The organism is Telluria sp. ZB4P36 (genome assembly GCF_059685865.1).
The window spans coordinates 132,118-158,438 of the sequence record NZ_JCASIE010000008.1 but is presented as its reverse complement, the minus strand read 5'-3'; the positions used below and the strand labels follow the sequence as shown (position 1 = coordinate 158,438).

Below are 26,321 nucleotides of genomic sequence, written 5' to 3'. Positions count from 1 at the left end.
ATGGAACAGATGCTCCCCTATTACGAAAGCGAACTCGCTTACCTGCGCCGCAACCTGCGCGAGTTCGCCGAGCGCTATCCGCGCATCGCCGGACGCCTCTTGATCAGCGGCGAGGTCTGCGAAGATCCGCACACCGAGCGCATGATCGAATCCTTCGCGCTGCTCAATGCACGCATCGCCAAGCGCCTCGACGACGACTACCCGGAATTCACCGAAGCGCTGTTCGAGGTGCTGTATCCGCACTACCTGCGCCCCTTCCCCTCGTGCTCGATCGCGCGCATGGATGTCGGCGGCGCGGCCACGCAGGCCAGCGTGATCGCGCGCGGCACCCAGCTGAACACGCGCCCGGTGCGCGGCGCGGCCTGCACCTTTCGCACCGTGTATCCGGTCACCGTGGCGCCGCTGGCGCTCACCAGGGCGGCCTTCTCGGCCATCATCGACGCCCCCGAGGCGGTGCGGCTGCCGGGCACCGCCTCCTCCAGCATCGGCCTGACGATCGCCTGCACCGCCGAACAGGGTTCGATCGCCCAGCTCGCGCCGCCGCTGCTGCGCGTCTTCCTCGACGGCGAACCCTCGTTCTGCGCCGCCCTGCGCGACGCGCTGTTCATGCGCGGCGTCGCGTCCTGGGTGGAGGCCGACGGCAGCGGCGTTTGGCGCGCGCTGCCGGCAATCCCGGTGCGGCCGGCCGGCTTCGACGACGACGAATCCCTGATCGACTTCCCGGCGCGTTCGCATGCCGCCTACCGCCTGCTGACCGAATACTTCTGCTTCCCCGAGAAGTTCAATTTCGTCGACATCGATGTGCAGGCGCTGGCTGCCCACGCGCCGCCCGGCGCGCGCACCCTGACCCTGCACCTGGCCCTGTCCGGAGTGCGCTCCGACTCGAACCTGGCGCGCATGCTCGGCACCCTGTCGACCAACAACGTGCTGCTGGGCTGCACCCCGGTGATCAACCTGTTCCGCCAGCGCGGCGAACCGATCCGCGTCACCCACACCACGGCCAGCTATCCGGTGCTGGCCGACGCGCGTCGCGCCTACGCCTACGAGGTCTATGCGATCGAATCGCTGAGCCTCATCCGCCAGACCCCGCAGGGCGAAACCCTGGTGCAGTTCCGCCCCTTCTATGCGCTCAAGCATGCGCAGACGCCGGAAGACGCCGGCCACTACTACGCGGTGCGGCGCGACGAGGCGCTGGCCGACCGGAGCCCCGGCTTCGAAACCCAGGTATCGATCGTCGACATCGACTTCGATCCGGCCGAGGTGGAAACCGACACCCTGAACATCGAACTCACCTGCACCAACCGCGACCTGCCGGCGCTGCTTCCGTATGGCCAACAGGGCGGCGACCTGTTCCTCGAAGGCGGATCGAGCGTGCGTGCGATCGCCTTCCTGCGCAAGCCGAGCGCCTCCTGCCGCTTTGCCAGCGGGCGCGGGGCGCACTGGCGCCTGATCTCGCACCTGGCGCTGAACCACCTGTCGCTGGCCGACGGCGGCGTCGATGCCTTCCGCGAAATACTGGCGCTGTACGACCTGCCGCGTTCTCCATCCACGCAGCGCCAGATCGGCGGCATCAAGGCGATCGTCCAGCGTGCCACCACCGCCTGGCTGTCCGGTAACCCGTTTACCTGCCTGGTGCGCGGCGTCGAGGTGCGCCTCAGCATCGACGAAGAGGCCTTCGTCGGCAGCGGCATCCATGCCTTCGCCCAGATCGTCGAGCGTTTCCTGGCCCTGTACGTGCATGCCAACAGCTTCATCCAGCTGGTGATCGTATCGAGCAAAACCGGAGAGGACTTATTGACATGCCAGCCACGCAGCGGCGATGTGAGCCTGCTGTAATCGACCGCCTGTTTCGCGAGCCTTACCGCTTCGACTATGTGCAGGCGGTACGCATGCTCGAGCTATGGCTGCGCCGCCGCGGCGAGCCTTCGCGCGACCTGGTGGCGCAGTTCCTGCGCTTCCAGAATTCGGTGTCGCTCGGTTTCCCGCCCAGCCAGCTCGAAGCCATCCAGGCCGAACCGCGCGACATCGGCACCCAGCCGGCGGCGCTCGCCGCCGCGCTGCATGCGGGGACGCTCAAGCACGTGCGCCTGACGCCTTCCTTCATGGGCCTGCTGGGCAGCCACGGCGTGCTGCCCCTGCACTACACCGAGCGCATTGCCGAGCACCAGTCGCAGGCCAAGGGAGAAGACGAAGCGGAAGGCGCCCGCGCCTTCCTCGACACCTTCTCGAACCGCTCGCTGGCCTTGTTCTACGCGGCCTGGCGCAAGTACCGGCTGGCCTTGCAATACCAGCTGGACGGCCACGACGCCTTCCTGCCCCTGCTCCTGAGCCTTGCCGGCCTGGGCAATGGCGCGCTGCGGCGGCGCCTGGCCGGCAGCGAGGATGGCGCGGTGCTGGACGAGTCGATCGCCTATTTCGCCGGCTCGATGCGCCAGCGCCCGGCCTCGAGCGTGCAGCTGGCGCGGGTGCTGTCGGAATACTTCGGACAGCAGGTCGTCGCCGAGCAGTTCGTCGGCTGCTGGTATGCGGTGCCCCCCGGCCAGCAGACCATGCTGGGCAGCGACAAGGCGGTGCTCGGCGCGAGCGCCATCGCCGGTGCACGGGTCTGGCAGCGCGACCTGCGGCTGCGGCTGGTGGTGGGGCCGCTGGACCGGGCCGGCTTCAACGACTTCCTGCCGGGCGGACTGGCCGCACGGGCGCTGCGCAGCATGCTGGCGATGTTTACCGGCCTGTCGCTCGAATACGAAGTGGAGCTGGTGCTGCTGGCCGCGGACGTGCGCAACGTGCGGCTGGAGGGCAAGGAGGTCGAGGGGGGCCGCCTGGGCTGGGATGCCTACCTGGTCGAGGGCCTGCAGACGGAAGACCGGCGCGACGTGCGCTACGAGCTGAATGTGTAAGGATCAGCGCTTGTCCAGCTCGCGCTCCAGGTCGACCCGCAGCATATACGCGGTCGGGGTCAGCCCGCGGTCGCCCGGCGTATAAAAAATGCCCGGCAGCACGCTGTCTTCTTCGAGCTGGGGCAGCAAGTCGCTCATCAGGTCGTCCAGCGGGAAGGCTTGCGGCTCGTAGCCGTCCCATTCGTATTCCGCGCACAGGTCGGCGAATTCGCTGGCCGGCCACATGGCGAACACCAGGGTGCCGTCGTCGGTCTTGGCCAGCGCCCAGCCGTCGCGGTACAGCCCCCACACCTCGCCCGTTTGTGCTACCTGCTGCACGAAGCGCGCATAGCGCTGCTGCGCGGGCAGGGTGACCACGTCCGCCAGCTGCTGCGCGCCGAGCTTGATTGCTGAAAGTGTCTGCTCGCTCAAGATGTCCACCGCCGAAAATTGCTCTCCTTGTGAGGATACGCCGGATCGCGAATCGGTGGCGCAGGCACGCATGATGCGCAGAACAAGGCTTGAGTTCACGGACAGCTTGGGCCACAATCGGCCGCAAACTGACAGGGAGGCTGCATGGACACCGTCGCAGGCGGGGTGGAACACCGGTACTTCAGCGATTTCGCCGCCGCGCTGCGCTACTGGCGCGGCAAGCGCGGGCTCAGCCAGCTGAAACTGTCGGCCGACGCCGGCATCTCGCAGCGCCACCTGAGTTTTCTCGAAACGGGCAGGGCGGCCCCCAGCCGCGACCTGATCCTCAAGCTGGGCCTGGTGCTCGACATCCCGCTGCGCCAGCGTAACGCCATGCTGCTGGCGGCCGGCTTCGCACCGGCCTACCGCGAACGCAGCCTGCAGGATCCGGAACTGGCCGCCGTGATGCAGGCGCTCGACTTCATGCTGGCCCAGCAGGCGCCCTATCCGGCCCTCGTGGTCGACCGGCTATGGAACCTGGTGATGGCGAACGAGCCGGCGGCGCGCATGATGCGCTGGTTCCTCGGCATGCCGGCCCACGCGCCGATCCCGCGCGACGGCTCGGTCAACGTCATCAAGCTGACCCTCGACCCGAACGGTCTGCGGCGCCACCTGGTGAACTGGGAAGACGTCTGCACCGACCTGCTGCAGTGGGTGCAGCGCGAAGCCATGGGCGACGGTCCCGGCAGCGAAGCGACCCGCTTGCTGGACGAGCTGATGGCGCTGCCCGGCATCGCGCAGGCGGCCAGCCAGCCCAACCTCGACCGCCGCGCCCTGCCCTTCCTGCCGGTCCAGCTGCGCAAGGACGCCGTCACGCTGAACCTGTTCACCACCATCACCACCCTGGGTACGCCGCACGACGTCACCGTGCATGAACTGCGGCTGGAATCCTTCTTCCCGGCGGACGTGGCGAGCCGCCAGTGGTTCGAGGCGCAGGCGGCGGGCTGAGGATAACATTGGCGTTTTCCACAAGCGCGTCCACCGATGTCCTTCGATTTCCTGCCCTTCGGCCGCATGGCCGGCCTGTTCTTCGTCACCGCCATCGCCGAGCTGCTCGGCTGCTACCTGCCGCTGCTGTGGCTGACCGGGAAGGGTTCCGCATGGCTGCTGCTGCCGGCAGCCCTCAGCCTGGCGGCCTTCGTATGGCTGCTGACCCTGCACCCGGCCGCCAGCGGCCGCGTCTACGCCAGTTACGGCGCGGTCTACATCGCCACCGCGCTGGCCTGGCTGTGGGTGGTGGACGGCATCAAGCCGGTGTGGAGCGACTATGCCGGCGTGGCGCTGGCGCTGGCCGGGGCGGCCTGCATCGCGCTGGGCCACCGCCAGGCCTGATGCGGCATCAGGCAGCCAGTTTCGCCAATAGGTCCTGCACCACGTCCAGCTGCACCGGCTTGGTCAGGTGCTGGTCGAAGCCGGCCTCGCTCGACTTCTGGCGGTCGCTGTCCGCGCCCCATCCGGTCAGGGCGATCAGCGTCATGTGTTCCAGCCCGGCGATCCGCCGCATCGCGCGGGCGGTGTCGTAGCCGTCCATGCCGGGCATGCCGATGTCGAGGAAGGCGACCTGCGGCCGGAACGCCTTGGCTGTCTCCAGTGCCTCCACGCCGCCGTGGGCCACGCGGGTGAGGTAACCGCAGGCCTCGAGGATCATCGACAGGGTCAGCGCGGCATCGACGTTGTCGTCCACCACCAGGATCTTCATGCCTTCCGCGGCGCCGCCTTCGCTGTCTTCCGGGGAGACTTCGGGAGCCGGCGCCGGCCTTGCCTGCGCCAGCGGCAGGCGCACGGTGAACACGCTGCCGCTTCCCGGTCCCGCGCTGGATGCCGATACCGTCCCGCCATGCATGTCCACCAGCCGGCGTACCAGCGACAGGCCGATCCCGAGGCCGCCCTGGGCGCGCGCGAGGTGGTGCCCGACCTGGCTGAACATATCGAACACCGAGGACAGCGCCTCCGGCGGAATGCCGATGCCGTTGTCCGATACTGCAATGATCGCTTCCCCGTTTTCGACCCGCATCGACAGGCCGATGCGTCCGCCGGCCGGGGTGTACTTGGCCGCATTGTTCAGCAGGTTGGCCACCACCTGGGCGATGCGGGTGACGTCGACCTCGGCGACGACCTCGCCTTCCGGCACGTCGATCGACAGCTCGTGGTGCGCCGCTTCGACCAGCGGCAGGCTGGTTTCGACGGCGCTCGACAGCACCGTGCGCAGGTCGGCGTGCTCCTTCTTGAGTTCCAGCTTGCCGCCGCTGATGCGGGCGATGTCGAGCAGGTCGTCGATCAAGTGCACCATGTGGCTCACTTGGCGTTCCATCATCTCGCGCACCCGCGCCACCGAGGCGGCGTTGTCGCCGTTCAGGCGCATCACGGACAGGCCGCTGCGGATCGGCGCCAGCGGATTGCGCAGTTCATGCGCCAGCGTGGCCAGGAATTCGGTCTTGCGCTGGTCCGCTTCGGCCAGGTCCCTGGCCAGCTTGACCAGGGTATCCTCGGAGCGCTTGCGGTCCGTGATGTCGCTGAACAGCAGCGCCACCCGCTTGCTGCCCGGCCCGCCGAGGCGGGTGGCATACACGTCGAACCAGCGTTCCATGGCCGGCGCCTCGCTCTCGAAGCGCACCGGCTCGCCGGTCTGCGCGACCCGCCCGTAGGTCTCGAACCATAGGCCGTCGAGGTCCGGGACCAGCTCTTTCGCGGTCCGGCCCACCGCGTTGTGCAGGCCGGTGTGGGCTTCGAACATCTGGTTCATCTCGAGGAAGCGGTAGTCCACCGGCCGGTCCTGCTCGTCGAAGATCATCTCGAAGATGCAGAAGCCCTGGTCGACCGATTCGAACAGGGTGCGGTAGCGCTCCTCGCTGGCGCGCAGCTTCTCGGCGGCGCGCCGGCTTTCGGTGGTGTCGACCACGATCGCCACCAGTCCCTGGAACGCGCCGCCCGGTCCGCGCAGCGCATTGACGCTGCTGGTGGCCGGCATGCAGCTGCCGTCGGGGCGCAGGTTTTCCTTGTCGACGATGACGCCGGCCTCGCCCTCGCGCAGCCGGCGTACCGCTTCCAGCGTCACCGGCACCGAGTCCGGGGCAGTTACGTCGAGCACGCTGGTGCCCAGCAATTCGGCTTCGCTGCGCTGGACCATGTCGCAGTACTTCTGGTTGACCAGGGTGATGCGGCCATCGGTGTCCATCTGGACCACGCCGGTGGCGGCCTGGCTGACGATCTTCTGAAAGCGTTCGCGGCTCTCGTACAGCTCGATCTCGGCAAGCTTGCGGTCGGTGACGTCGATGCCGTGCACCAGGATGCCCGTCACCCGGCCGTCGGGTTCGCGCAGCGGCATGTAGACCTGGTCGACGAAGCGCCGCTCCAGCGGAGCGCCCGGAGAGCGCTGCAGCATCACCGGCACGTCGGTGCCGAATACCGGTTCACCGCTGCGGTACACCCCGTCCAGCAGTTCGATGAAACCCTGCCCGGCGAGCTCCGGCAGCGCTTTCAGCAGCGGTACGCCGATCGACTCGCGTCCGCCGACCAGCTGCAGGTAGCGCGCATTCACCATCTCGAACACATGGTCCGGCCCCGTGAATACGCACATGAAGGCCGGCGCCTGCCGGAACACGTCGTCCATGCGCTGCTTGGCGCTGCGCAGCTGGGCCAGCAGGCCTTCGCGTTCGGCGTCGGCGCGCACCTGGTCGGTGACCTCGCGCGAGGTCGCCAGCAGGCCTTCCTGCCCGACCCGGCTGATGGTGACGTCCCACCATTTGAGGGTGCCGCGCGCGGTCGGGCAGGGTGCGCGCAGGCGTGCGATGCCGGTCTCGCGTGCCGCGGCCATGGCGGCCCGGAGATCGGCCTGGTTTGCCTCCGGCCAGAATGCCAGCCAGGGCTGCCCGCGCACGGCGTCCTTACCGTCGAGTTCCATGGCGCACACGCCATTCTGGTTGATCGCGACGATATGACCCGCCGCGTCGAGCAGCTTGACGCAGTCGGGGCTGGCTTCGAAAAGCTGGTAGCCGAGGGTGGCCGGGTCGAGCGCCATGATGGTGCTGCTGCTGTCCTGCATGGGAGGTCCTTGTTGGATGCCGGCAGTATATCTGCATACATTACTGCCCGTCGCCGGGTTTGCGAATGTCACACAACTGTTATCGAATGGTCACAAAGCCGTCATGTTCGCTGCCTACCATGCACGGACTTTTCCTAACAACCAACAGGATTACCCGTGAACAAGCCGACCGACCTCGCCCGCATCCCTGTCGACCATGACGACATCGATACGAACGTTTCGTCGAACGAACACTTCAGCACCGTCCTCGAAGCCCGCCTGAGCCGCCGCAGCCTGCTGCGCGGCGGCGCAGCGACCGCTGCCTCAGCGCTGCTGGGCGCGATCGGCTTGAGCGGTTGCGGCGGCTCGGACAACGACACCGTCACCACCCCGCCGGTGACCACCAACCCGCCGGAGAAGCTGCTCGGTTTCAGTGCCGTCTCCAAGAGCCTGGCCGATGCTGTCGTCGTCCCGGCCGGCTACACCGCCAGCGTGCTGTACGCGCTGGGCGATCCGCTGACCGCCAATACCGCCGCGTTCAAGAACGACGGCACCGACACCGACATGGAAAACCGCGCCGGCGACCATCACGACGGCATGGAATTCTTCCCGCTGTCCGCCACCGGGACCGCATCCACCAGTGCCAACGATCGCGGCCTGCTGGCGATGAACCACGAAGCCACCACCGACGAAAAGCTGTCGTCCCACTTCGTGCACGCGAACGGCGGTACCCAGAGCCTGCCGCGCCCGGCCGCGGAAGTGGACAAGGAAATGGCGTTGCACGGCCTGTCGGTGGTCGAAGTGCGCCGCAACGCCGGCAAGTGGGAATACCTGAAGGAGTCCAGCTTCAACCGCCGCGTCCACCAGCAGACCGACATCGAGATCTCGGGCCCGGTGCGCGGCAATGCGCTGGTGGTCACCAGGTACTCGACCAATGGCAGCAAGATCCGCGGCACCCTGAACAACTGCGGTACCGGCAAGACCCCGTGGAACACCTACCTGTCGGGCGAAGAGAACTGGTCGGGCTATTTCACCCGCGCTGCGGCCGATGATGCCGCGCGTGGCGACAAGAGCGTGGCCGCGCTCAAGCGCTACGGCCGCGACCAGGGCGCGGCCTCGCGCCACGGCTGGGAAACCGGCGGGTCGGAAGATAAATACCAGCGCTGGAACATCAGCAAGAAGGGCGCCTCGATCGACGGCAGCGACGACTACCGCAACGAGATGAACGGCATGGGCTACATCGTCGAGATGGATGCCTACGACAAGACCAAGGCCATCAAGAAGCGCACCGCGCTGGGCCGCTACGCCCACGAGAGCGCCGCCTTCGGCAAGGTGGTGGCGGGCCAGCCGCTGGCCGTCTACATGGGCGACGACTCGCGCAATGAATACATCTTCAAGTACGTGTCGAACGCGGTCTGGGCCGCCGCCGACGCGACCGCCGCCGACCGCATCGCCACTGGCGACAAATACCTCGACAGCGGCAAGCTGTACGTGGCCAAGTTCGCTGCCGATGGCAGCGGCCAGTGGATCGAACTGTCGATCACGAATACCGCGATTGCGTCCTATGCCGGCTACAAGTTCGCCGACCAGGCCGACGTGCTGGTGAATGCCCGCCTGGCCGGCGATGCCGTCGGCGCGACCAAGATGGACCGCCCGGAATGGTGCTCGGTGCACCCGACCACCGGCGAGATCTACTTCACGCTGACCAACAACAGCAACCGCCGCGTCGAGCCGAGCGGTTCGAGCCAGTCGGCGCCGGACGCCGCCAACCCGCGCGTCTACACCGACATGAAGGGCAGCACCGCGCAGGTGGGCAACCCGAACGGCCACATCATCCGCGTCAAGGAAGGCGCGGCGGGTTCGGCCGCCACCAGCTTCACCTGGGACGTCTACCTGTTCGGCGCTGAAGCCGCCGCTGCCGCGGCCTCGGTTAACCTCTCGGGCCTGACTGCGGACCAGGACTTCTCGAGCCCGGACGGCCTGGCCTTCAGCGCCGCCACCGGCATCTGCTGGTTCCAGACCGACGACGGCGCCTACACCGACGTCACCAACTGCATGATGCTGGCCGGCGTGCCGGGCCAGGTGGGCGACGGCAAGAAAATCACCCTGAGCCATACGCGCGCCAACGGCACGACCCTGGCGGTGGACACCTACGTCGGCAAGGCCGCCACCGCGGACACGCTCAAGCGCTTCCTGGTCGGCCCGGTAGGTTCGGAGATCACCGGCATCGCCGAGACCCCGGACGGCAAGGCGCTGTTCGTAAACATCCAGCACCCGGGCGAGAACACCGTATCGAGCAACCTCGCCGATCCGGCCAAGTACACCAGCCAGTGGCCGTCGAATGCCGGCTACGGCGCCGGCAAGCGTCCGCGTTCGGCAACCATCGTGATCACCAAGAACGACGGCGGCCGCATCGGTACCTGACCGGACTTCACTTCTCCCATCTTTGGGGCTGGCGTGCAGGCGTCCAGCCCTTTTTTTCGTCCATCGCAAGGCTCGGTTCTTCAAGGCATGCCAGCATCGGGAATGCACCATTCCCGCCGCAGGAGCACATCATGCTGACCGTATCGCTGCCTACGTACCACCGCATCACCCGCGCCAGCGCCCTGTACGACATCGTCGTCACCGCGCCCTTCGCCACGCCCTGGACCTTCGCCCTGATCTATCCGCAGCTGTCGGAGACGAATGTCTGGCTGGGCGGGGCGCCGTTGCCGGCCTTCGCGCTGGTTCACATCCTGATCACCTGCCTGATGGGCAGCCTGGCGATGCTGTGGTCCTTCATGCGCCTGGGCGAACCGAGCCTGGTGCTCGGCCACTACGACGGCATCGGACGCTTCATGTTCTCGGCCTGGATGGCCTGGGCCCTGCTGCAGGGCGGCTTGCCGCTGGTCTGGCTGTTCCTGGTCCCCGAGCTGCTGTGGGGCGTGGCGCAGTGGATGCCGGTGACCCCCGCCCAGGTGCCGGAGCGCCGCCAGCGCGCCAGCCTGAGCCTGGTGCGCGCTTCCTAGACCGGCAGCGGCAGCAGCACCTCGCGCGCAGCCGCCACCAGGGCCGCGCCCATGCGTTCAAGCCGCGGCGGCTGGATGCGCCAGGCGTGCCAGTACAGCGGCACGTCCACGTACAGCGCGGGCGCCAGATCCACCAGGCTTCCCTCCTCGAGCATGGCGCCGCACTGCTCCAGCGGCAGCATGCCGTAGCCCATGCCGGTCCGGATCGCCGCCACGTAGGGGTCGCTGGCCGGCACGTAGTGGAAGGGGTAGGCGCCTTCGGGCAGGCCGAAGTGCCGCAGCAGGAAGGCCGACTGCAGCGAGTCCTTGCGGTCGAAGACCACCACCGGCGCCCGGCGCGCGTTCTCGCGCGTGAAACCGTCGGCGAAATACTGCTGGGCGAAGGCCCTGGAGGCCACCATCCGGTAGCGCATCAGGCCCAGCGGGCTCACGCTGCAGCCGTGCATCGGCGTCGCCTCGCCCGCCACGCAGGCCACCGCGCGGCCTTGCTCAAGCAGGGCGAAAGTGTGGCCCTGGTTGTCGAGCACGAATTCCACCAGCAAGCCTTCCCGGGCCAGGATCGGCGCCAGGGCCGGCAACAGCCAGGTGGCGAGGGTGTCGTTGTTGACCGCCAGCGCGACCCGTCCCAGGCCCTCGTCGGTTCCCATCTCCGCCAGGAACTCGGATTCCAGCAGGCTCGAACGGCGCAGGTATTGCAGCAGGCGCGTGCCGGGTCCGGTCGGGCGGCAGGGACGGCTGCGCACCAGCAGCGGGGTGCCCAAGTCCTGCTCCAGCGCCGAGATGCGCTGCGAGACGGCCGAGGGGCTGAGGGCCAGCTGGGCGGCGGCCGCTTCCAGGCTGCCGGTGTCGACGGCGGCGATGAAGGCGGCGCTGCGGCGAGGATCGATCTGCATAGATTCAGTTTTTCTTAACTAAGTTTAGAAATCATGAATATATTTGAATTAAAGACGCGGGTGGATGAGCATGGTGACTTTCGTGAAGGAGCATCATGTTTTCGCAACAGGTTTTTTTGCAGGGGCTGGGCCTGGGGGCGAGCCTGATCATGGCGATCGGCGCGCAGAACGCCCACGTGATCCGCACCGGCGTGCGAGGCGAGCACGTGCTGGCGACGGTTGCCACCTGCATCGTGGTCGACGTGACGCTGATCGCGCTCGGTATCGCCGGCCTGGGCGCGCTGGTGCAGGGCTCGGCCACCCTGATGGCGGTGGCCCGCTACGGCGGGGCCGCCTTCCTCGTATGGTATGGCTGGCGCTGCTGGAAGAGCAGCCTGCGCGGCGGCGCCTCGCTCGCACCGTCGGCGGACGCCAGCAGCCAGACCCTGGGCCGGGCGCTGGCCACCGTGCTGGCGCTGTCGCTGCTCAACCCCCACGTCTACCTCGACACCGTGGTGCTGCTCGGCGCCGTCGGCAGCAGCCTGGCCGGCGACGCCCGTCCCTCGTTTGCCCTGGGGGCGATGACGGCCTCGGTGCTGTGGTTCTCCGCGCTCGGCCTCGGTGCGCAGCGCTTCGCATCCGTGCTTGGCCGTCCGGCGGTATGGCGTGCGATCGAAGCCTGTACCGGCTCGCTGATGCTGGTGCTGGCCATCCTGCTGGTGCGCGGCGCGTGATCCTGCGGGTCTGGCTATACTGATGGCCTGACCAGACCCTGCCGGAGCCGCACCATGAGCCACGACCTGCTGTCGAAGCTGGACATCCGCTACCCCATCATCCAGGCCCCAATGGCCGGCATCTCGACCCCGGCGCTGGCCGCCGCCGTCTCGCAGGCGGGCGGGCTGGGCTCGATCGCCGTCGGCACCTCGACGCCCGAGCAGGCGCGCGCGGCCATCGCGGCGGTGCGTGAGAAGACCGACCGTCCCTTCAACGTCAACGTGTTCACCCATGCGCCCGCGCAGGCCGATCCGGCGCGCGAGGCCGCCTGGCTGGCATGGCTGCGGCCGCATTTCGCACGTTTCGGCGCCGAGCCGCCTGCGAAGCTCAGCGAGATCTACCGCAGCTTCCTGGCGGACGAAGCGATGTTCGCGCTGCTGCTTGAACAGCGCCCGGCCGTGGTCAGCTTCCATTTCGGCCTGCCGCCGCAGGAGAAAATCGACGCGCTGAAGGCTGCCGGCATCATCCTGTTCACCACCGCGACCTCGCTCGACGAAGCGCGGCGCATCGAGGCGGCCGGCATCGACGTGATCGTCGCCCAGGGCATCGAGGCCGGTGGCCACCGCGGCATCTTCGATCCGTCCGCGCCCGACCCGGCCCTGTCCACGGTCGAACTGCTGGAGCAGTTGCACGGCAAGGTCTCGCTGCCGCTGGTCGCCGCCGGCGGCATCATGGACGGAAAACACATCCGCACCGCGCTCTACCACGGCGCCAGCGCGGTCCAGATGGGCAGCGCCTTCATCGCCTGTCCGGAATCGATGGCGCCGCCGCACCACCGCGCCCTGATCGCGGCAGGCAGCGGCCTGCAGACCGAAATGACGGCGGTCATCTCGGGACGGCCGGCGCGCGGCATCGTCAACGCCCTGTTCACCGAAGTCGGCGCCGCCGGCCATCCGCCGCTGCCGGACTACCCCATCACCTACGATGCCGCCAAGGCCCTCCATGCGGCGGCATCGGGCAAGGGCAGCCAGGACTATTCGGTCAACTGGGGCGGGACCAACTTCGCCCAGGCGCGCGCCATGCCGGCGGCCGAACTGGTCGCCTTGCTGGCAGCGCAGATCAACGAAACCGCCTAGATGCTACGCGCCAGCCGGCGGCAGCGCTCCTCGACCAGCGCATGCAGCAGCTTCACCGCCGGCGAGAACTGCCTGCGGTGCGGGCAGACCAGGTTCAGGGGCGTGGGCTCGCCCTGCACCTCCGGCAACAGCACTTCCAGCCGCCCCCGCGCGACGTCCTCGCTGACGTCGAGCCAGGATTTATAGGCGACGCCCTCGCCGGCCAGCGCCTAGCGCCGCACCACTTCCGCATCGTCGCTCACCAGCCGTCCCGCCACCTGCACCAGCCGCGCGCCTTCCGCCGCAGGGAAGGACCAGCGGTCGTAGGCGCGGCCGCGCAGCCGGTATTGCAGGCAGTTGTGGGCGGACAGCGCGTCCAGGCTGGCGGGCCGTCCGTGGCGCGCAATGTAATCGGCTGAGGCCACCAGCACGCGGCGGTTGCCGGGGGCGACCGGCAGCGCCACGTAGCTGGCATCGTCGATCTGCCCGTAGCGCAGGGCGATGTCGACCGGATCGCGGAACACGTCCGCCACCTGGTCCGAGACCAGCAGCTGGATGTCGAGCCCCGGATGGTCGCGGCGGAATTCCGAGATCCAGGGCAGCAGCAGGTTGCGCCCGAAGTCCGAGGGCGCGGCGATCTGCAGCGTACCGGTGAGCACGCCGGCATCGCCGCGCATGCCCTCGACACCGTCGCGCAGGGCCTGCAGCGCATCCTGGGCGAAGGGCAGGTAGCGCTTGCCCTCTTCCGTCAGGCGCAGGCTGCGCGTCGAGCGCGCGAACAGGCGGATGTCGAGTTCGCGCTCGAGGCGCCCGATCGCCGCGCTGGCCTGCCCGGGCAGCAGGTTGACCTCGCGCGCGGCCTTCGAAAAGCTGCCCAGGGCGGCGGTGCGGACGAACAGCGCCAGGTCGTCGAGCCGGATCATCTTCTCTCTAGCTGTGAAAGTGAAATCGCTCCAGGACGGTTTTTCCCCACCTGAGCCCTTACTAGAATGCTCGGCAAGCCAAACTTACCGGAGATTCAACATGAAAGCAGTAGTGTATACCCAGCACGGCCTGCCCATCGGCGACCCGCGCTCGCTGATCGACACCGAGCTGCCGATGCCCCTGGCCGGCCCGCATGACCTGCTGGTCGAAGTGCGCGCCGTGTCGGTCAACCCGGTCGATACCAAGATCCGCCTGGGCGCACCCGTTACGGAGCCGCGCGTGCTGGGCTGGGACGCGAGCGGCATCGTGCGCGCCGTGGGTTCCGGGGTGACGCTGTTCAAAGAAGGCGACGAAGTGTTCTATGCCGGCTCGCTGCTGCGTCCCGGCTCGAACAGCCAGTTCCAGACGGTGGACGAGCGCATCGTCGGCCGCAAGCCGGCCAGCCTGGACTTCGCCCAGTCGGCCGCCCTGCCCCTGACCGCGATCACGGCCTGGGAACTGCTGTTCGACCGCCTCAAGGTGGCGGAGGGGGGCGGCGCCGGCAAGTCGCTGCTGGTGATCGGCGCGGCCGGCGGTGTCGGCTCGATCCTGGTCCAGCTGGCGCGCACGCTCACCAAACTGACCGTCATCGGTACCGCCTCGCGCGAGGAAAGCCGCAACTGGGTGCGCGCGCTCGGCGCCCACCACGTCATCGACCACGGCCAGTCTCTGCAGGAACAGCTGGAAGCGATTACCATCCCGGAGGTGGACATCGTCATCAGCCTGACCCACACCGACCGGCACTATCCCGCCATCGTCGACGTGCTGGCGCCGCAGGGCCAGTTCGCGCTGATCGACGACCCGGCCACGCTCGATGCCGTACCGCTCAAGCGCAAGTCGATTTCGCTGCACTGGGAGCTGATGTTCACCCGCTCCATGTTCGCCACTCCGGACATGGTCAAGCAGCACGAACTCCTGAACCGCGTCGCGCAGATGGTCGACAACGGCCTGCTGCGCACCACGCTGGGCCAGCATGCCGGCCGCATCTCGGCGGAGAACCTGCGCCGCGCGCATGCCCTGATCGAGAGCGGCCGCGCGGTCGGCAAGATCGTGCTCGAAGATTTTTAAAGACTCACCGTAAAAAGGAAACAAGATGGATATTCTCGCAGCAGCCCGCAAGCGCCATACCGCCAAGGCCTACGACAGCGCACGCCGCGTCCCCGAAGAACTGATGCAGCAGGTGTACAGCCTGCTGCGCCACAGCCCCTCGTCGGTGAACTCCCAGCCCTGGCACTTCATCGTCGCCAGTACGCCGGAAGGCAAGGCGCGCGTGGCGAAGGCGGCCCAGGGCGGCTACGGCTACAACGCCGCCAAGATCCTCGACGCCTCGCACGTGATCGTGTTCTGCTCACGCATCGACATGGACGACGCCCACCTGGAGCGCCTGCTGGCGCAGGAAGCGCGCGACGGCCGCTTCCGCGACGATGCCGCCCGCGCCGGGCAGGATGCGGGCCGGCGCGGCTATGTGCGCACCCACCGCTACACCACGCGCGACATGCCGCAGTGGCTGGAAAAGCAGGTCTACCTGGCCCTGGGCACCGCCCTGCTGGGCGCGGCCTCGCTCGGCATCGACGCCACCCCGATGGAAGGCTTCGACCAGAAGATCCTGGACGAGGAATTCGGCCTGCACGCACAGGGCCTGGCCAGCGTGGTGCTGGCGAGCTTCGGCTACAGCTCGGAGGCGGACTTCAATGCCGGGCTGCCGAAATCGCGCCTGGCCCAAGAGCTGACGTTTACCTTCGTCTGAGCCCGCCGGTGATCATGGAAGGGTTTTTTCCATGAACACCGACTCCAGCCCGAGGCCGCTGCGGTGCGGGTAAATTTCGCGGCGCACGGCCACGTAGCCGACTCGCTCGTAGAAGGGCACCGCGTTGAGCGAGGCGGATAAAAAGAGCCGGTGCAGGCCGCGTTCCAGCGCCATCGCGTCGAGCGCCGCCAGCAGCCGGCCTGCGATGCCGCGGCCCTGCGCTGCCGGGTCGACGAAGGCGGCATCGAGTTCGCCCGTTTCCAGGTCGAGAATGGCATAGCCCAGCATCCGGCTCGCTTCTTCCATCACCAGCCCGCCGCCCGCTTCCAGCAGCCGCGGCAGCCTGTCGGGCGGCGCGGCGGCGCACCAGGCCGCGATCACCTCGGGCGCATAATGCGAGGCGCAGCTGGCCCTGACTGCGCGGGTGCGCAGCTCCCATAGTGCGGCGAGGTCGGCCACGCGGGCCCGGCGCTGGATCGGCATGTTCCAAGCATAGCCGCTGGCAGGCGGCTGCGTGCATAAAAATTGGGCGTAGAATGAATTCCCCTTTCCTTGACAGGAGTGTCTCCATGAAACGCTGGTTTTTGCTGGCCGCACTGGTGGCCACCACCGCTTCCGCCCATCACGGCTGGAGCGAATACAACGCCGACAAGCCGCTGACCTTGTCCGGCACGATCGAGGAGTCGGGCTATATGCAGCCGCACGGCTTCGTACGCCTCAAGACCGCCGACAAGACCTGGCTGGTGGTGCTGGCGCCGCCGGGACGCATGGAGAACCGCGGCCTGCCGAAGGAAAACCTGGCGGTGGGCGGCCAGGCCACGGTCCAGGGTTATCCACACCGCAGCAACCCGACCGAACTGCGCGCCGAACGCATCACCATCAAGGACAAGACCACGGAGCTGCGCTGATGCGGCCAAGCGACGCGGCGACATTTGCCGCGTCTTTGCCGCTGGCGCAGGCCATGCGCGAGCACGCATGGCTGTACCCGATCGTCGAAACCCTCCACATCATCGGTTTCGCCGTGCTGGTGGGCGCGGTGGCGATGTTCGACCTGCGCGTGCTCGGTTTCGGCCGCCAGCTGCCGGTCAAGGCGCTGGCGCGCCACCTGCTGCCCTGGTCGGCCGGCTGCATGCTGCTGGTGCTGCCCACCGGGCTGCTGCTGTTCGTGGCCGATCCGCTGGCGCTGCTGGCCAACCGCGTATTCCTGCTCAAGCTCGCCCTGATCGCCGTCGCCGGCCTGAACGCGCTTGCCTTCCATGCGGGTCCTTATCGCCGGGCCGATGCCTGGCCGGAACGGGCGCCCGGGCGCGCCGTCCTGCACGCCCTGCTCTCGCTCGGCCTGTGGATCGCGGTGATCGCCTGCGGGCGCCTGCTGGCCTATTTCTAGCAGTTGCACTATGCTGGACGGATCATGTGCGTCAACTACCATTCCCCTACCCGCGAGCAGTTCGGCACCCTGGGCGCCTTCAGCGAACTGCCGGCCGACTGGCGCTGGCCCGATGAAGTCTGGAAGGATTACAGCGCGCCGATCATCCGCCGCGGCAGCGACGGCAGCCCCGCGGCCTGCCTGGCCAGCTACGGCATGGTGCCGCGCCGTCACATCCCGCCCGGCGTCAAACCCTTCGACACCATGAACGCGCGCGCCGAATCGCTGGGCGAGCGGCGCTCCTTTGCTCCAAGCTGGCGCCGGCTGCAGCTGTGCGCGGTGCCGATGGCCTGGTTCTACGAACCCTGCTACGAAAGCGGCCGCGCGGTGCGGCACGCGATCGGCATGCAGGACGACAGCCTGTTCTTCGTGGCCGGCCTGTGGCGCGAGTGGACCGAAGCCGATGGCCGGGTCGAGTCCTCGTTCACCCAGATCACGATCAACGCCGACGAGCACCCCCTGATGTCGCGCATGCACAAGCCGGACGACGAAAAGCGCTCGCTGGTCGTGATCGCCCCCGACGAACTCGAAGACTGGCTGGCCTGCCGCGACGTCGAGACGGCGCGCAGCTTCCTGCGCCACTATCCGGCAGCGGGCATGAAGACCTGGGCGGCGCCGCAGACGGTGAAGAAGAGCGCGGAGCCGTCGCCGAATTTGTCCTTGTTTTAGGCGATCGTGCTAGAGTTCCAGCACCATGCTGAAACCAATCGCCACCTTCGCTCTTGCTGCCACCGCAGTTGCCATCACCGCCAGCGCAGCCCAGGCAGCCGTCCCCATTTACGGCTTCGTCGTCAAGAACAGCTACCCGCATGACCCCAAGGCCTTTACCCAGGGCCTGTTCTTCCGCGACGGCCACCTGTACGAAACCACGGGCCGCAACGGGACTTCCTCGCTGCGCAAGGTGGAGCTCGCGAGCGGCAAGGTGCTGCAGAAGGCCGACATGCCGGCCGACGTGTTCGGCGAAGGCTCGGCCGCGGTCGGGAACGACATCCTCGCCCTCACCTGGACCTCGCAGGTCGGCTATGTGTTCGACAAGAAGACCTTCAAGCTGAAGCAGACCTTCAAGTACGTCGGCGAAGGCTGGGGCCTGGCCAGCGATGAGAAGCAGGTCTACATGAGCGATGGCAGTTCCTTCATCCGCATCCTGGAGCCGAAGACCATGAAGGAGCTGCGCCGCATCCAGGTGACGCACCAGGGCACGCCGATTCCCAAGCTGAACGAACTCGAGATGGTCGAGGGCGAGCTGTTCTCGAACATCTGGGGCACCGAGCTGATCCTGCGCATCGATCCTGCCAGCGGCGAGGTGAAGGGCGTGATCAACCTCGAAGGCCTGCTGCCGCCGGCGCAGCGCGGCACCCTCGACCCCGACGCGGTCCTGAACGGCATCGCCTGGGACAGCAAGGGCAAGCGCCTGTTCGTCACCGGCAAGCTGTGGCCCAGGCTGTACGAGATCGAGCTGGTGCCGCAGAAGCGCTAGTCATCCGCGCGCGGTCACGTCGATGACCACCTTGCCGAAGTGCGAGCCCGATTCCATGTAGCGGTAGGCGTCCTGGGCCTGCCCGAACGGGAACACGCGGTCGATCACCGGCTTCAGGCCGACCGTGTCGGCAAAGCGCATCACGTCTTCCAGCATGCTGCGGCTGCCCACGAAAATGCCGACCATGCGCTTGGCCGTGGCCAGCAGCGAGGCCGGGTTGACTTCGCCGCCGAAGCCGCTGACGCCGCCGATGATCGCCACCGTGCCGCCCATCGCCGCCGCCGACACCGAGCGGTTCACGGTGCCCTTGCCGCCGACTTCCAGCACCACGTTCGCGCCCCTGCCCTGCGTCACGGCCAGCACTTCCTCGTGCCACTCCGGGATCGTGCCGTAGTTGATGGTGTGGTGGGCGCCCAGCTCGCGGGCGCGCGCCAGCTTCTCGTCGCTCGAGGAGGTGATGATGGTGCGCAGGCCGGCCGCTTTCGCCAGCTGCATGCCCAATACCGAGACCCCGCCGGTCCCCAGCAGCAGCGCGGTGTCGCCCGGCTTGATCCCGTTGCTCGACACGAAGATCGCATTCCAGGCGGTGACGCCCGCGCAGGGCATGGTGGAGGCCTCGACGAAGCTCAGCGAGGCCGGCATCTTCGCCAGCGCGTCCTCGTGCAGCACCACTTCCTCGGCCAGCATGCCGTCGATGTCGCCGCCCAGCGAATGGCGGATCTTGTCCGGCGCGGTCGGCCCATCCTGCCAGTAGGGGAAGAAGGAGCCCGCCACGCGGTCGCCGACCTGCACCCGGGAAACGCCCGGACCGACTTCCAGCACTTCGCCGGCGCCGTCCGAGCAGGGGATGATGGGATCGTCGACAGTGACCAGGTAGTTGCCGCTGGCGACCATCAGGTCGCGGTAGTTCAGCGATACGGCGTGCACGCGGATGCGCACTTCGCCATGGCCCAGGTTGCGGTCCGGGTAATCGATGCATTGCAGCCCGTCGATGTCGGCGCCGGGAAGGATCTGGTAAGCCCGCATGGGTGGTTCTCCTCGTTTGATCGGTTGTGGGTCGGGGGACGGTCGCTCGATTCATGCGCGCCGGGCAGACCGATTTATCGGTATCGTGGATGCAATGCCCGCGGCAGGTGTCGACCGATGAAACCGCCGGCGCCTGCAAGAATCGCATCCATCTTCTTTTCACTTATTCAAGAGGAATCTCATGCAAAACTGGACGACGACCATCGAGCGCGGCCTGGTGTCGGGCGCGGCCTCCAGCATTCTCTCGACCGTGGCGCTGGCCATCGTCGGCAAGCAGGAAACCGGCAGTGCCCTCGCGCCGACCAATGCCATCAGCCATTACGTGCATGGCGACAAGGCGACCCGCAAGAGCGGGCTTTCCCTGCGTTATACCGCGCCCGGCTACCTGATCCACCATGCCAGCGCCACCTTCTGGTCGATCCTGTTCGAGCGTGTTGCCGGCCGCTACCTGGACCGCAAGACGCCGGCGGGCATCCTGACCGCATCCGCAGCAACCTCGGCCTTTGCCGCTTTTGCCGACTACAAGCTGACGCCGAAGCGCTTCCATCCTGGCTATGAAAAACACTTGTCGACGCCGTCGCTGGCGCTCGTCTATGCCAGCCTGGCGCTCGGCCTCGCCGCCGGAGCGGCGATGACGCGCCGTCCCTAGTCTAGAACAGAAGGAAAACCGGCGGCGTTTGATCCCGGAGAATGGGACCGCCCCGGACGGGGCGGTGGAAGGGAACAGCTGGCGCCTTAGTGCGCCGCCTTCTTGCCGCGCATGCGCTGCACGACCGTCACGACCGCCAGCACGATGGCGCCGACGATGACGCCGGCGAGCGCATCCACCACCGTTGGGGTGATGGCCGCCAGCACGCCGCCGACGCCCGGCACGCCTGCCGTCATGTGGGCCGCTTGTTCCGCGAAGTGGTGCAGCGGGGCCCAGGCATGGCCGATGATGCCGCCACCGACCATGAACATGGCCGCGGTGCCGACCACCGACAGGAATTTCATCAGGCGCGGCGCGGTGGCCAGCAGCAGCTTGCCGGTGCCGCGCGCCAGGCCGCTGGCCTTCCGGCTCAGGTGGACGCCGGCGTCGTCCATCTTGACGATGGCGGCCACCAGGCCGTACACGCCGACCGTCATCGCCAGCGCGATGGTCACCAGCACCATGACCTGCTGGCTGAAAGGCGCATTCTCGACGGTGCCGAGGGCGATCACGATGATCTCTGCCGAAAGGATGAAGTCGGTGCGGATGGCGCCCTTGATCTTTTCCTGCTCGAGCGCCTGCATGTCGATCGCGGGATTGGCGACCGCTTCGGCCAGCTTGGCCTTGTGCTCCGCGTCTTCCTTGCCGTGCAAGAATTTGTGCGCGAGCTTCTCGGCCCCTTCGAAGCACAGGAAGGCGCCGCCGATCACCAGCAGCGGCGTGATCAGCCAGGGAACGAAAGCGGAAATGGCCAGCGCGGCCGGCACCAGAATCGCCTTGTTCTTGAAGGAGCCCTTCGCCACCGACCAGACCACGGGGATTTCGCGCTCCGCGTTGACACCGGTTACCTGCTGGGCGTTGAGCGCCAGGTCGTCGCCCAGCACGCCGGCGGTCTTCTTCGCCGCCACCTTGCTCATCACCGCCACATCGTCGAGGACGCTTGCGATATCGTCCAGTAATAACAGCAGACTGCCAGCCATCGTTGCTCCCATCATGTCAAGTTCGCATCATCTTACCCGACGGCGGATTTGCAGTCACACGGTTCAGCGCGGCTTTTTGCATTTCAGTCCCGTAAATCTGCATCTCGTCGCTTTTGCCGGGCATTCGAAAATGCACGTACGTATAGTGCAAGGCTGTTGGCTGCGGTACTGCAGCCTCGCCACCGAAGGAGATGCCATGAATACCGAATCGACCCTGCAAGCCGTCCACGTTGCTCCAGCTGTACGCCGTGCCCGCCCGCCGAAGCGCAAGACCCGCATCACGATCTACCTCGACGACGAAGTCCTGAACGAATTCCGCAACCTGTCGGAGCGCTGCGGCACCGGTTACCAGACCCTGATCAACGCCGCGTTGCGCCACCGTTTGGCGGCCCCGAGCGTCGAAAGCAGCCTCGCCTGAGCGTTCGCCTCCGGGGCGAGATTACATAGAGCAATAATTATGCTAATCTTCCCGCTCTTTTAACCCCGGAGGGACTTATGAAAAAAGGCGAACTGATCGCGGAATTCGCGAAGCGCACCGAGATGTCGGGCGCGGCTGCCAACACCGCCGTCAATACGATCATCGAGATCATCACCGAGCGCCTGAAAAAGGGCGACACGGTCGGCATCACCGGCTTCGGCACCTTCTCGGTCACCAAGCGCGCTGCGCGCAAGGGCCGCAACCCGGCAACCGGCGATGTCATCAAGATCGCAGCATCGAAGACCCCGCGCTTCGCTGCCGGCGCGACGCTGAAAGCAGCCGTCAACCCGAAGAAGAAGTAAGCAGTACCCAGGCCCCGCGCCGCGCTCCGGTATATCCGGACGCGCGCGCTGGCCCCCTCTTTCCCCACTTCCCGCCGCAGCATGAGCTTCGCCACCTGGATCGCCTTCGTCATCGCCGGTTCGCTGATCGCCATTTCGCCCGGTTCCGGCGCGGTGCTGTCGATGTCGCACGGCCTCGCCTATGGACTCAGGAAGGCCAGCGCCACCGTGCTGGGCCTGCAGTTCGGCCTGATCCTGGTGCTGGTCATCGCCGGCGCCGGCGTCGGTTCGCTGCTGCTCGCGTCCGCGCTGGCCTTCACCGTGGTGAAGATCGTCGGCGCGCTGTACCTGATCTATCTCGGCATCGCGCAGTGGCGCGCACCGGTCAAGCCGGCGGCCGACGCTGGCGCCCTGAACACCGCCGGCCTGCCCGCGCACCCGAGCTTCGGCAAGCGCGTGATGACCGGCTTCCTCACCAACGCCACCAACCCCAAGGGCATCATCTTCATGGTCGCGGTGCTGCCGCAGTTCATCACCAAAGAAGCGCCGCTGCTGCCGCAGCTGGCGATCCTGGGCGTGACCATGGTGACCATCGACTCGATCGTCATGCACGGCTATGCCGCACTGGCCTCGTCGATGCAGCGCTTCTTCCGCGACGCGCGCGCCGTGAAGCTCCAGAACCGCATCTTCGGCGCGGTGCTGGTCCTCATGGGCTCCTTGCTTTTCCTGGTCGAACCCGGCCGCCGCGCCTGAGGCCACTCCTGTATCTGTCACTCGGCAGTTGAAACTTTCTGTAAGTTGCGTAGTCCCGAGCGCCGCTCGCGCGTTTAATCTGCTAGCAGCCCATCGTCCACGTTCCTCCGGAGCCCGCCATGCCCAAGCAATTCGCCAAGACCGCCGTGATGCTCGCGCTCGCGGCCCTATCCACTGTCGCCATGGCGCAGAACACCCTGGATACCGAGCCGCCGGGCCGCGTGGGCCGTGTCTCGCTCGCCCAGGGCAAGGTCAGCATCAGCGGCGAGGTGGGCGACACCACGACCGATGCCCTGGTCAACTGGCCGATCACGACGCGCAACCTGATCACCACCCAGCCGAACGGACGCACCGAGCTGCGCATTGGGTCGACGGCGATCCGCATCGACGGCGACAGCTCGCTCGAGGTGACCGAACTGGATGACGACAGCCTGCGCCTGCGCCTGCACTACGGCAGCGCCAGCATCCGCATCCTGAGCGAGGACGTACTGCCCGAGTTCGAACTGACCACGCCCCAGGGCCGCGTGCGCATGACCCGCCCGGGCCGCCTGCGCGTGGACGCCGAGCGCGTGCGCGACACCAGCATGGTCAGCGTGTTCGACGGCGAAGCCCGGGTCGACGGCGGCGGCGCCAGCCTGACCATCCGCGCCGGCCGCAGCGCCGAACTGCGCGACGACGACGTGCGCACCCTGCAGGCGCAGCGCGACGCCTTCGACGACTGGGCCCTGGCGCGCGACCGCACGCTGGACGGTTCGCGCTCGGCGCAATACGTGACCACCGAGATGACCGGCTACGAAGAACTGGACCGCCACGGCACCTGGCAGGAAGACATCGAGTACGGTCCGCTGTGGATCCCATCGGTGGCCTCGAGCTGGGTGCCCTACCGCGACGGCCGCTGGACCTGGATCGCCCCCTGGGGCTGGACCTGGGTCGACAACGCGTCCTGGGGCTATGCGCCCTTCCATTACGGCCGCTGGGTGCAGGTGCGCAACCGCTGGGCCTGGGCGCCCGGCCACAGGCAACACCACGGCCGCCGTCCGATCTGGGCGCCGGCGCTGGTCGGCTGGGTTGGCGGCGGCAACTGGAGCGTGAACTTCCACTCGCACGGTTCGCGTCCGGCCACCGGCTGGTACCCCCTCGGCCCACGCGACCACTACGTGCCGCACTACCGTCTGTCGGACGAGCGCCTGCGCCGCCTGAACAGCTGGAGCGCGCGTGACCGCAACGGAGATGGACGCCGCGACCGTGACCGCAACAACGACGGCGTGCCCGACTACCGCCAGCGCGGCCTGACCGTGGTGCCGCATGCGAACTTCGGCCAGCGCGGCCCCGTCGAGGTGTCGAACCTGCCGCGGGCGAACCCGACCCAGGCCCTGCCGACCATCCCGGGCGCCGCACCGGCGGCGCCGCAGGGATGGCGCGACCGGCCGAATGCACGCCGCGACGGCGACCGTGACGGCATCCCGGACCGCGTCGACCGTGACCGCGATGGCGACGGCGTTCCGAACCGGGTCGACCGTGACGGCGACGGCATCCGCAACCGCGCCGACCGTGACAACGACGGTATCCGCAACCGCTTCGACCGCGACCGTGACGGCGATGGCATCCCGAACCGGGTCGACAACGACAACCGGGGCCGCGAGCGCTTCAACGCCGGCCAGCGTCCGCCGGTGCTGACGACCAACCCGGCACCGGCGCCCGCGGTGGTGCAGGAGCCGGCCCGACCGCAGCCCTGGGGACGTGGCGGACGCGACAACGAGCGTCCCGAGCGTGCCGACCGCTGGGAGCGCGCCGACCGCGGCGACCGTGGCGAGCGTTTCGAAGGCCGCCGCGAACGTCCGCAGCAGGTGATGGCGGCGCCGCAGCCGGCAGCCCCGAGCGCGCCACCGCCCCAGATGATCGCGCCGCCGCCACCACCGCCGCGTGCGATGGCCCCGGCGCCCGCGCCGGAACCGCCGCGCGCCCGCCTCGAGCGCCGCGCCGAAACCCTGGACAGCAACCGTCCCAACGAGCGCGAACGCTGACATGAAGAGCCGGATGATCCATCCGGCTCTTTTTACATGCGCGTGCCGGCGGCACCGATTACTCCGCCGTTTGCGTCGTCTGTCGGCCAAAACTACCGTTCGTCACATTCCGCTCGCGACCTGGACGGCATCCCGATACAGTGGCATCACTCGCTCGCAGGCAGCAGCGCTGCTCCGAGCGACTCGAATGTCCCGCTATTTCTCCCATTCAAAGAAATAGTTCAGGCCGGCCACAGCGCCGGCCTCTTTTTTTCCGGCAGTGCAGCTCCATATGGGATTGGCTACAATGCCGCTTTGCACAGGACAAATACCATGGACCCCAAAGAATCCCTCATCGAATACCCGAGCGACTTCCCGATCAAGGTGATGGGCGCTACGCACGTCGACTTCGCGCCGACGATCGTCGAGGTCATCATGAAGCTGGATCCGACTTTCCATGCTGGCAAGATGCAGAGCCGTCCTTCGGCCAAGGGTAACTACACCGGCCTGACCGTGACCGTGCGCGCCACCAGCCGCGAGATGCTGGACGACGTCTACCGCGCCCTGTCGTCCCACGAAATGGTGAAAATGGTCCTGTAAGGGCTTGGCGGAAAAGGGACAGCCGGCAGGCGCAATGCATCGCGCTGGCTTATAATGACAGGGCTGTCCATACTTCCGCCCTATATCCTTCATGTCCTCGACCCGTCCCGCCCTGCCGCTGATCCGCGCGCTCGGCCGCGCCGACTACGAACCGACCTTCGCCGCGATGCGTGCCTTTACCGACGCGCGCATGCCCGAGACGCAGGACGAGCTGTGGATCGTCGAACATCCCCCCGTGTTTACGCTGGGCCTGGGCGCCGACCCGGCCCACGTGCTGGCACAGGCACAAAATTCGGGTGTCCCCGTGGTCCAGACCGACCGCGGTGGCGAAGTAACCTACCACGGTCCCGGCCAGGTCGTGATCTACCTGCTGATGGACCTGCGCCGCAACAAGCCGGGCGGCAAGCTGTACGCCCGCCAGTTTGTGGAAAAAATCGAACAGGCGGTCATCGAGGTGCTGGCGGCGTATAATCTCGCGGGCGAACGCGTTGCCGGGGCGCCCGGCATCTATATCGCGGAAGGCCCGCGCAAGGGCGCGAAGATCGCCGCCCTCGGCCTCAAGGTGCGCGGCAACGGCTGCACCTACCATGGCGTGTCGCTGAACGTGGCGATGGACCTGGCCCCGTTCACGTGGATCAACCCGTGCGGATACTCGGGCCTGGCCACCGTCGACATGCGCACCATGGGTGTGGAAGCCCCGCTGGCGGATGTCCAGCAGGCGCTGGCGCTTCAGTTGATACATCAATTGGTGCCCCAACCGGCATCGGCCGAAGCGGTCGAGCCGGCAACGAACAACCTCTGAATGGAAGCCCGCCAGGGCAC

The 26,321-nt window shown here is 67.5% G+C and carries 27 protein-coding genes and 1 pseudogene; 21 read left to right on the top strand and 7 right to left on the bottom strand.

Annotated features, from left to right (window positions below):
• The gene (gene tssF / locus AC56LK_RS13225; protein WP_497184963.1) at positions 1-1,836 is read left to right on the top strand and encodes a type VI secretion system baseplate subunit TssF; all 1,836 of its coding nucleotides are present in this window, start codon (positions 1-3) and stop codon (positions 1,834-1,836) included.
• Positions 1,800-2,897 (top strand): type VI secretion system baseplate subunit TssG, encoded by a 1,098-nt coding sequence (tssG, locus tag AC56LK_RS13220; RefSeq protein ID WP_497184962.1) that lies wholly within the window; start codon positions 1,800-1,802, stop codon positions 2,895-2,897. Before tssF ends, tssG begins: the two co-directional genes overlap by 37 nt.
• A 3-nt stretch (positions 2,898-2,900) precedes the next feature.
• Here tssG and AC56LK_RS13215 read toward each other — a convergent pair whose 3' ends face one another.
• On the bottom strand, positions 2,901-3,308 hold the full coding sequence (locus AC56LK_RS13215) for a DUF2750 domain-containing protein (protein WP_497184961.1): 408 nt from the start codon (positions 3,306-3,308) through the stop codon (positions 2,901-2,903).
• A 144-nt stretch (positions 3,309-3,452) separates the two neighbouring features.
• Between AC56LK_RS13215 and AC56LK_RS13210 the strand changes: the two genes are divergently transcribed.
• Both AC56LK_RS13210 and AC56LK_RS13205 read left to right on the top strand, forming a co-directional pair.
• Positions 3,453-4,295, top strand: coding sequence for a helix-turn-helix domain-containing protein (locus AC56LK_RS13210; protein ID WP_497184960.1), 843 nt, complete (start codon positions 3,453-3,455; stop codon positions 4,293-4,295).
• Positions 4,296-4,331: 36 nt separating this feature from the next.
• Positions 4,332-4,679 (top strand): YnfA family protein, encoded by a 348-nt coding sequence (locus AC56LK_RS13205; protein WP_497184959.1) that lies wholly within the window; start codon positions 4,332-4,334, stop codon positions 4,677-4,679.
• A 7-nt stretch (positions 4,680-4,686) separates the two neighbouring features.
• On the opposite strand, the gene AC56LK_RS13200 is transcribed toward AC56LK_RS13205, so the two are convergent.
• A complete protein-coding gene (locus tag AC56LK_RS13200; RefSeq protein WP_497184958.1) occupies positions 4,687-7,389 on the bottom strand; it encodes a PAS domain-containing hybrid sensor histidine kinase/response regulator in 2,703 nt (900 codons plus the stop codon).
• A 156-nt stretch (positions 7,390-7,545) separates the two neighbouring features.
• Here AC56LK_RS13200 and AC56LK_RS13195 point away from each other — a divergent pair, with 156 nt between their 5' ends.
• Together AC56LK_RS13195 and AC56LK_RS13190 are read left to right on the top strand one after the other, a co-directional pair.
• The gene (locus AC56LK_RS13195) at positions 7,546-9,792 is read left to right on the top strand and encodes a PhoX family protein (protein ID WP_497184957.1); all 2,247 of its coding nucleotides are present in this window, start codon (positions 7,546-7,548) and stop codon (positions 9,790-9,792) included.
• A 131-nt stretch (positions 9,793-9,923) separates the two neighbouring features.
• Positions 9,924-10,376 (top strand): hypothetical protein, encoded by a 453-nt coding sequence (locus tag AC56LK_RS13190; RefSeq protein ID WP_497184956.1) that lies wholly within the window; start codon positions 9,924-9,926, stop codon positions 10,374-10,376.
• Here AC56LK_RS13190 and AC56LK_RS13185 read toward each other — a convergent pair.
• Positions 10,373-11,269, bottom strand: coding sequence for a LysR family transcriptional regulator ArgP (locus AC56LK_RS13185; protein WP_497184955.1), 897 nt, complete (start codon positions 11,267-11,269; stop codon positions 10,373-10,375). The genes AC56LK_RS13190 and AC56LK_RS13185 overlap by 4 nt on opposite strands.
• A 95-nt stretch (positions 11,270-11,364) precedes the next feature.
• On the opposite strand from AC56LK_RS13185, the gene AC56LK_RS13180 reads away from it, so the two are divergent.
• Both AC56LK_RS13180 and AC56LK_RS13175 read left to right on the top strand, forming a co-directional pair.
• Positions 11,365-11,982, top strand: a complete 618-nt coding sequence (locus AC56LK_RS13180) for a LysE/ArgO family amino acid transporter (protein WP_497184954.1) — start codon at positions 11,365-11,367, stop codon at positions 11,980-11,982.
• A 54-nt stretch (positions 11,983-12,036) separates the two neighbouring features.
• A complete protein-coding gene (locus AC56LK_RS13175; protein WP_497184953.1) occupies positions 12,037-13,098 on the top strand; it encodes an NAD(P)H-dependent flavin oxidoreductase in 1,062 nt (353 codons plus the stop codon).
• Here the strand turns inward: AC56LK_RS13175 and AC56LK_RS13170 are convergent.
• A pseudogene (locus AC56LK_RS13170) lies at positions 13,095-14,000 on the bottom strand (LysR family transcriptional regulator). The gene AC56LK_RS13175 and the pseudogene AC56LK_RS13170 sit on opposite strands and share 4 nt — an antisense overlap.
• Before the next feature lie 100 nt (positions 14,001-14,100).
• On the opposite strand from AC56LK_RS13170, the gene AC56LK_RS13165 reads away from it, so the two are divergent.
• Together AC56LK_RS13165 and nfsB are read left to right on the top strand one after the other, a co-directional pair.
• A complete protein-coding gene (locus AC56LK_RS13165) occupies positions 14,101-15,108 on the top strand; it encodes a zinc-binding alcohol dehydrogenase family protein (RefSeq protein ID WP_497184952.1) in 1,008 nt (335 codons plus the stop codon).
• A gap of 25 nt (positions 15,109-15,133) precedes the next feature.
• Positions 15,134-15,787: an oxygen-insensitive NAD(P)H nitroreductase gene (gene nfsB, locus AC56LK_RS13160; RefSeq protein WP_497184951.1), complete on the top strand. Its 654-nt coding sequence runs from the start codon at positions 15,134-15,136 to the stop codon at positions 15,785-15,787.
• Positions 15,788-15,799: 12 nt separating this feature from the next.
• Here nfsB and AC56LK_RS13155 read toward each other — a convergent pair whose 3' ends face one another.
• The gene (locus AC56LK_RS13155) at positions 15,800-16,270 is read right to left on the bottom strand and encodes a GNAT family N-acetyltransferase (protein ID WP_497184950.1); all 471 of its coding nucleotides are present in this window, start codon (positions 16,268-16,270) and stop codon (positions 15,800-15,802) included.
• Between the two features lie 86 nt (positions 16,271-16,356).
• On the opposite strand from AC56LK_RS13155, the gene AC56LK_RS13150 reads away from it, so the two are divergent.
• The 4 genes from AC56LK_RS13150 to AC56LK_RS13135 are packed head-to-tail and all read left to right on the top strand — an operon-like array spanning position 16,357 to position 18,690.
• The gene (locus AC56LK_RS13150; protein WP_497184949.1) at positions 16,357-16,695 is read left to right on the top strand and encodes a DUF6152 family protein; all 339 of its coding nucleotides are present in this window, start codon (positions 16,357-16,359) and stop codon (positions 16,693-16,695) included.
• Positions 16,695-17,174: a DUF6644 family protein gene (locus AC56LK_RS13145; RefSeq protein ID WP_497184948.1), complete on the top strand. Its 480-nt coding sequence runs from the start codon at positions 16,695-16,697 to the stop codon at positions 17,172-17,174. Before AC56LK_RS13150 ends, AC56LK_RS13145 begins: the two co-directional genes overlap by 1 nt.
• Positions 17,175-17,198: 24 nt before the next feature.
• On the top strand, positions 17,199-17,882 hold the full coding sequence (locus tag AC56LK_RS13140; RefSeq protein WP_497184947.1) for an SOS response-associated peptidase: 684 nt from the start codon (positions 17,199-17,201) through the stop codon (positions 17,880-17,882).
• A 25-nt stretch (positions 17,883-17,907) separates the two neighbouring features.
• Entirely contained in the window at positions 17,908-18,690 is a 783-nt protein-coding gene (locus AC56LK_RS13135) for a glutaminyl-peptide cyclotransferase (protein ID WP_497184946.1), read from the top strand.
• Here AC56LK_RS13135 and AC56LK_RS13130 read toward each other — a convergent pair whose 3' ends face one another.
• Complete coding sequence (locus AC56LK_RS13130) at positions 18,691-19,716, bottom strand: zinc-dependent alcohol dehydrogenase family protein (RefSeq protein ID WP_497184945.1); 1,026 nt, start codon at positions 19,714-19,716, stop codon at positions 18,691-18,693.
• A gap of 181 nt (positions 19,717-19,897) precedes the next feature.
• On the opposite strand from AC56LK_RS13130, the gene AC56LK_RS13125 reads away from it, so the two are divergent.
• Positions 19,898-20,365, top strand: coding sequence for a hypothetical protein (locus tag AC56LK_RS13125; RefSeq protein WP_497184944.1), 468 nt, complete (start codon positions 19,898-19,900; stop codon positions 20,363-20,365).
• An 86-nt stretch (positions 20,366-20,451) separates the two neighbouring features.
• On the opposite strand, the gene AC56LK_RS13120 is transcribed toward AC56LK_RS13125, so the two are convergent.
• Positions 20,452-21,384 carry a DUF808 domain-containing protein gene (locus AC56LK_RS13120; RefSeq protein WP_497184943.1) on the bottom strand — a complete coding sequence of 311 codons (933 nt, stop codon included), beginning with the start codon at positions 21,382-21,384 and terminating at the stop codon, positions 20,452-20,454.
• 196 nt (positions 21,385-21,580) lie between these two features.
• Between AC56LK_RS13120 and AC56LK_RS13115 the strand changes: the two genes are divergently transcribed.
• From AC56LK_RS13115 to lipB, 6 genes are all read left to right on the top strand, one after another.
• Complete coding sequence (locus AC56LK_RS13115) at positions 21,581-21,802, top strand: BrnA antitoxin family protein (RefSeq protein WP_497184942.1); 222 nt, start codon at positions 21,581-21,583, stop codon at positions 21,800-21,802.
• Positions 21,803-21,879: 77 nt separating this feature from the next.
• Complete coding sequence (locus tag AC56LK_RS13110) at positions 21,880-22,164, top strand: HU family DNA-binding protein (protein ID WP_027864703.1); 285 nt, start codon at positions 21,880-21,882, stop codon at positions 22,162-22,164.
• Positions 22,165-22,245: 81 nt separating this feature from the next.
• The gene (locus AC56LK_RS13105; RefSeq protein WP_497184941.1) at positions 22,246-22,896 is read left to right on the top strand and encodes a LysE family transporter; all 651 of its coding nucleotides are present in this window, start codon (positions 22,246-22,248) and stop codon (positions 22,894-22,896) included.
• 119 nt (positions 22,897-23,015) lie between these two features.
• A complete protein-coding gene (locus tag AC56LK_RS13100; RefSeq protein WP_497184940.1) occupies positions 23,016-24,920 on the top strand; it encodes a DUF6600 domain-containing protein in 1,905 nt (634 codons plus the stop codon).
• A 312-nt stretch (positions 24,921-25,232) separates the two neighbouring features.
• Entirely contained in the window at positions 25,233-25,499 is a 267-nt protein-coding gene (locus AC56LK_RS13095) for a DUF493 family protein (RefSeq protein WP_436103718.1), read from the top strand.
• 91 nt (positions 25,500-25,590) lie between these two features.
• Positions 25,591-26,301, top strand: a complete 711-nt coding sequence (gene lipB / locus AC56LK_RS13090) for a lipoyl(octanoyl) transferase LipB (protein WP_497184939.1) — start codon at positions 25,591-25,593, stop codon at positions 26,299-26,301.
• Positions 26,302-26,321: the final 20 nt, after the last annotated feature.

What these genes read in the sequence shown, in the direction of transcription:
- AC56LK_RS13145 (WP_497184948.1), top strand. Translation starts at nt 16,695, where the DNA reads ATGCGGCCAAGCGACGCGGCGACATTTGCCGCGTCTTTGCCGCTGGCG.
- AC56LK_RS13130 (WP_497184945.1), bottom strand. Translation starts at nt 19,716, where the DNA reads ATGCGGGCTTACCAGATCCTTCCCGGCGCCGACATCGACGGGCTGCAA.
- AC56LK_RS13185 (WP_497184955.1), bottom strand. Translation starts at nt 11,269, where the DNA reads ATGCAGATCGATCCTCGCCGCAGCGCCGCCTTCATCGCCGCCGTCGAC.
- AC56LK_RS13115 (WP_497184942.1), top strand. Translation starts at nt 21,581, where the DNA reads ATGAATACCGAATCGACCCTGCAAGCCGTCCACGTTGCTCCAGCTGTA.
- AC56LK_RS13175 (WP_497184953.1), top strand. Translation starts at nt 12,037, where the DNA reads ATGAGCCACGACCTGCTGTCGAAGCTGGACATCCGCTACCCCATCATC.
- lipB (WP_497184939.1), top strand. Translation starts at nt 25,591, where the DNA reads ATGTCCTCGACCCGTCCCGCCCTGCCGCTGATCCGCGCGCTCGGCCGC.
- AC56LK_RS13150 (WP_497184949.1), top strand. Translation starts at nt 16,357, where the DNA reads ATGAAACGCTGGTTTTTGCTGGCCGCACTGGTGGCCACCACCGCTTCC.
- AC56LK_RS13210 (WP_497184960.1), top strand. Translation starts at nt 3,453, where the DNA reads ATGGACACCGTCGCAGGCGGGGTGGAACACCGGTACTTCAGCGATTTC.
- AC56LK_RS13105 (WP_497184941.1), top strand. Translation starts at nt 22,246, where the DNA reads ATGAGCTTCGCCACCTGGATCGCCTTCGTCATCGCCGGTTCGCTGATC.
- AC56LK_RS13135 (WP_497184946.1), top strand. Translation starts at nt 17,908, where the DNA reads ATGCTGAAACCAATCGCCACCTTCGCTCTTGCTGCCACCGCAGTTGCC.
- nfsB (WP_497184951.1), top strand. Translation starts at nt 15,134, where the DNA reads ATGGATATTCTCGCAGCAGCCCGCAAGCGCCATACCGCCAAGGCCTAC.
- AC56LK_RS13120 (WP_497184943.1), bottom strand. Translation starts at nt 21,384, where the DNA reads ATGGCTGGCAGTCTGCTGTTATTACTGGACGATATCGCAAGCGTCCTC.
- AC56LK_RS13125 (WP_497184944.1), top strand. Translation starts at nt 19,898, where the DNA reads ATGCAAAACTGGACGACGACCATCGAGCGCGGCCTGGTGTCGGGCGCG.
- AC56LK_RS13095 (WP_436103718.1), top strand. Translation starts at nt 25,233, where the DNA reads ATGGACCCCAAAGAATCCCTCATCGAATACCCGAGCGACTTCCCGATC.
- AC56LK_RS13205 (WP_497184959.1), top strand. Translation starts at nt 4,332, where the DNA reads ATGTCCTTCGATTTCCTGCCCTTCGGCCGCATGGCCGGCCTGTTCTTC.
- AC56LK_RS13155 (WP_497184950.1), bottom strand. Translation starts at nt 16,270, where the DNA reads ATGCCGATCCAGCGCCGGGCCCGCGTGGCCGACCTCGCCGCACTATGG.
- AC56LK_RS13165 (WP_497184952.1), top strand. Translation starts at nt 14,101, where the DNA reads ATGAAAGCAGTAGTGTATACCCAGCACGGCCTGCCCATCGGCGACCCG.
- tssG (WP_497184962.1), top strand. Translation starts at nt 1,800, where the DNA reads ATGCCAGCCACGCAGCGGCGATGTGAGCCTGCTGTAATCGACCGCCTG.
- AC56LK_RS13100 (WP_497184940.1), top strand. Translation starts at nt 23,016, where the DNA reads ATGCCCAAGCAATTCGCCAAGACCGCCGTGATGCTCGCGCTCGCGGCC.
- AC56LK_RS13110 (WP_027864703.1), top strand. Translation starts at nt 21,880, where the DNA reads ATGAAAAAAGGCGAACTGATCGCGGAATTCGCGAAGCGCACCGAGATG.
- AC56LK_RS13180 (WP_497184954.1), top strand. Translation starts at nt 11,365, where the DNA reads ATGTTTTCGCAACAGGTTTTTTTGCAGGGGCTGGGCCTGGGGGCGAGC.
- AC56LK_RS13140 (WP_497184947.1), top strand. Translation starts at nt 17,199, where the DNA reads ATGTGCGTCAACTACCATTCCCCTACCCGCGAGCAGTTCGGCACCCTG.
- tssF (WP_497184963.1), top strand. Translation starts at nt 1, where the DNA reads ATGGAACAGATGCTCCCCTATTACGAAAGCGAACTCGCTTACCTGCGC.
- AC56LK_RS13200 (WP_497184958.1), bottom strand. Translation starts at nt 7,389, where the DNA reads ATGCAGGACAGCAGCAGCACCATCATGGCGCTCGACCCGGCCACCCTC.
- AC56LK_RS13190 (WP_497184956.1), top strand. Translation starts at nt 9,924, where the DNA reads ATGCTGACCGTATCGCTGCCTACGTACCACCGCATCACCCGCGCCAGC.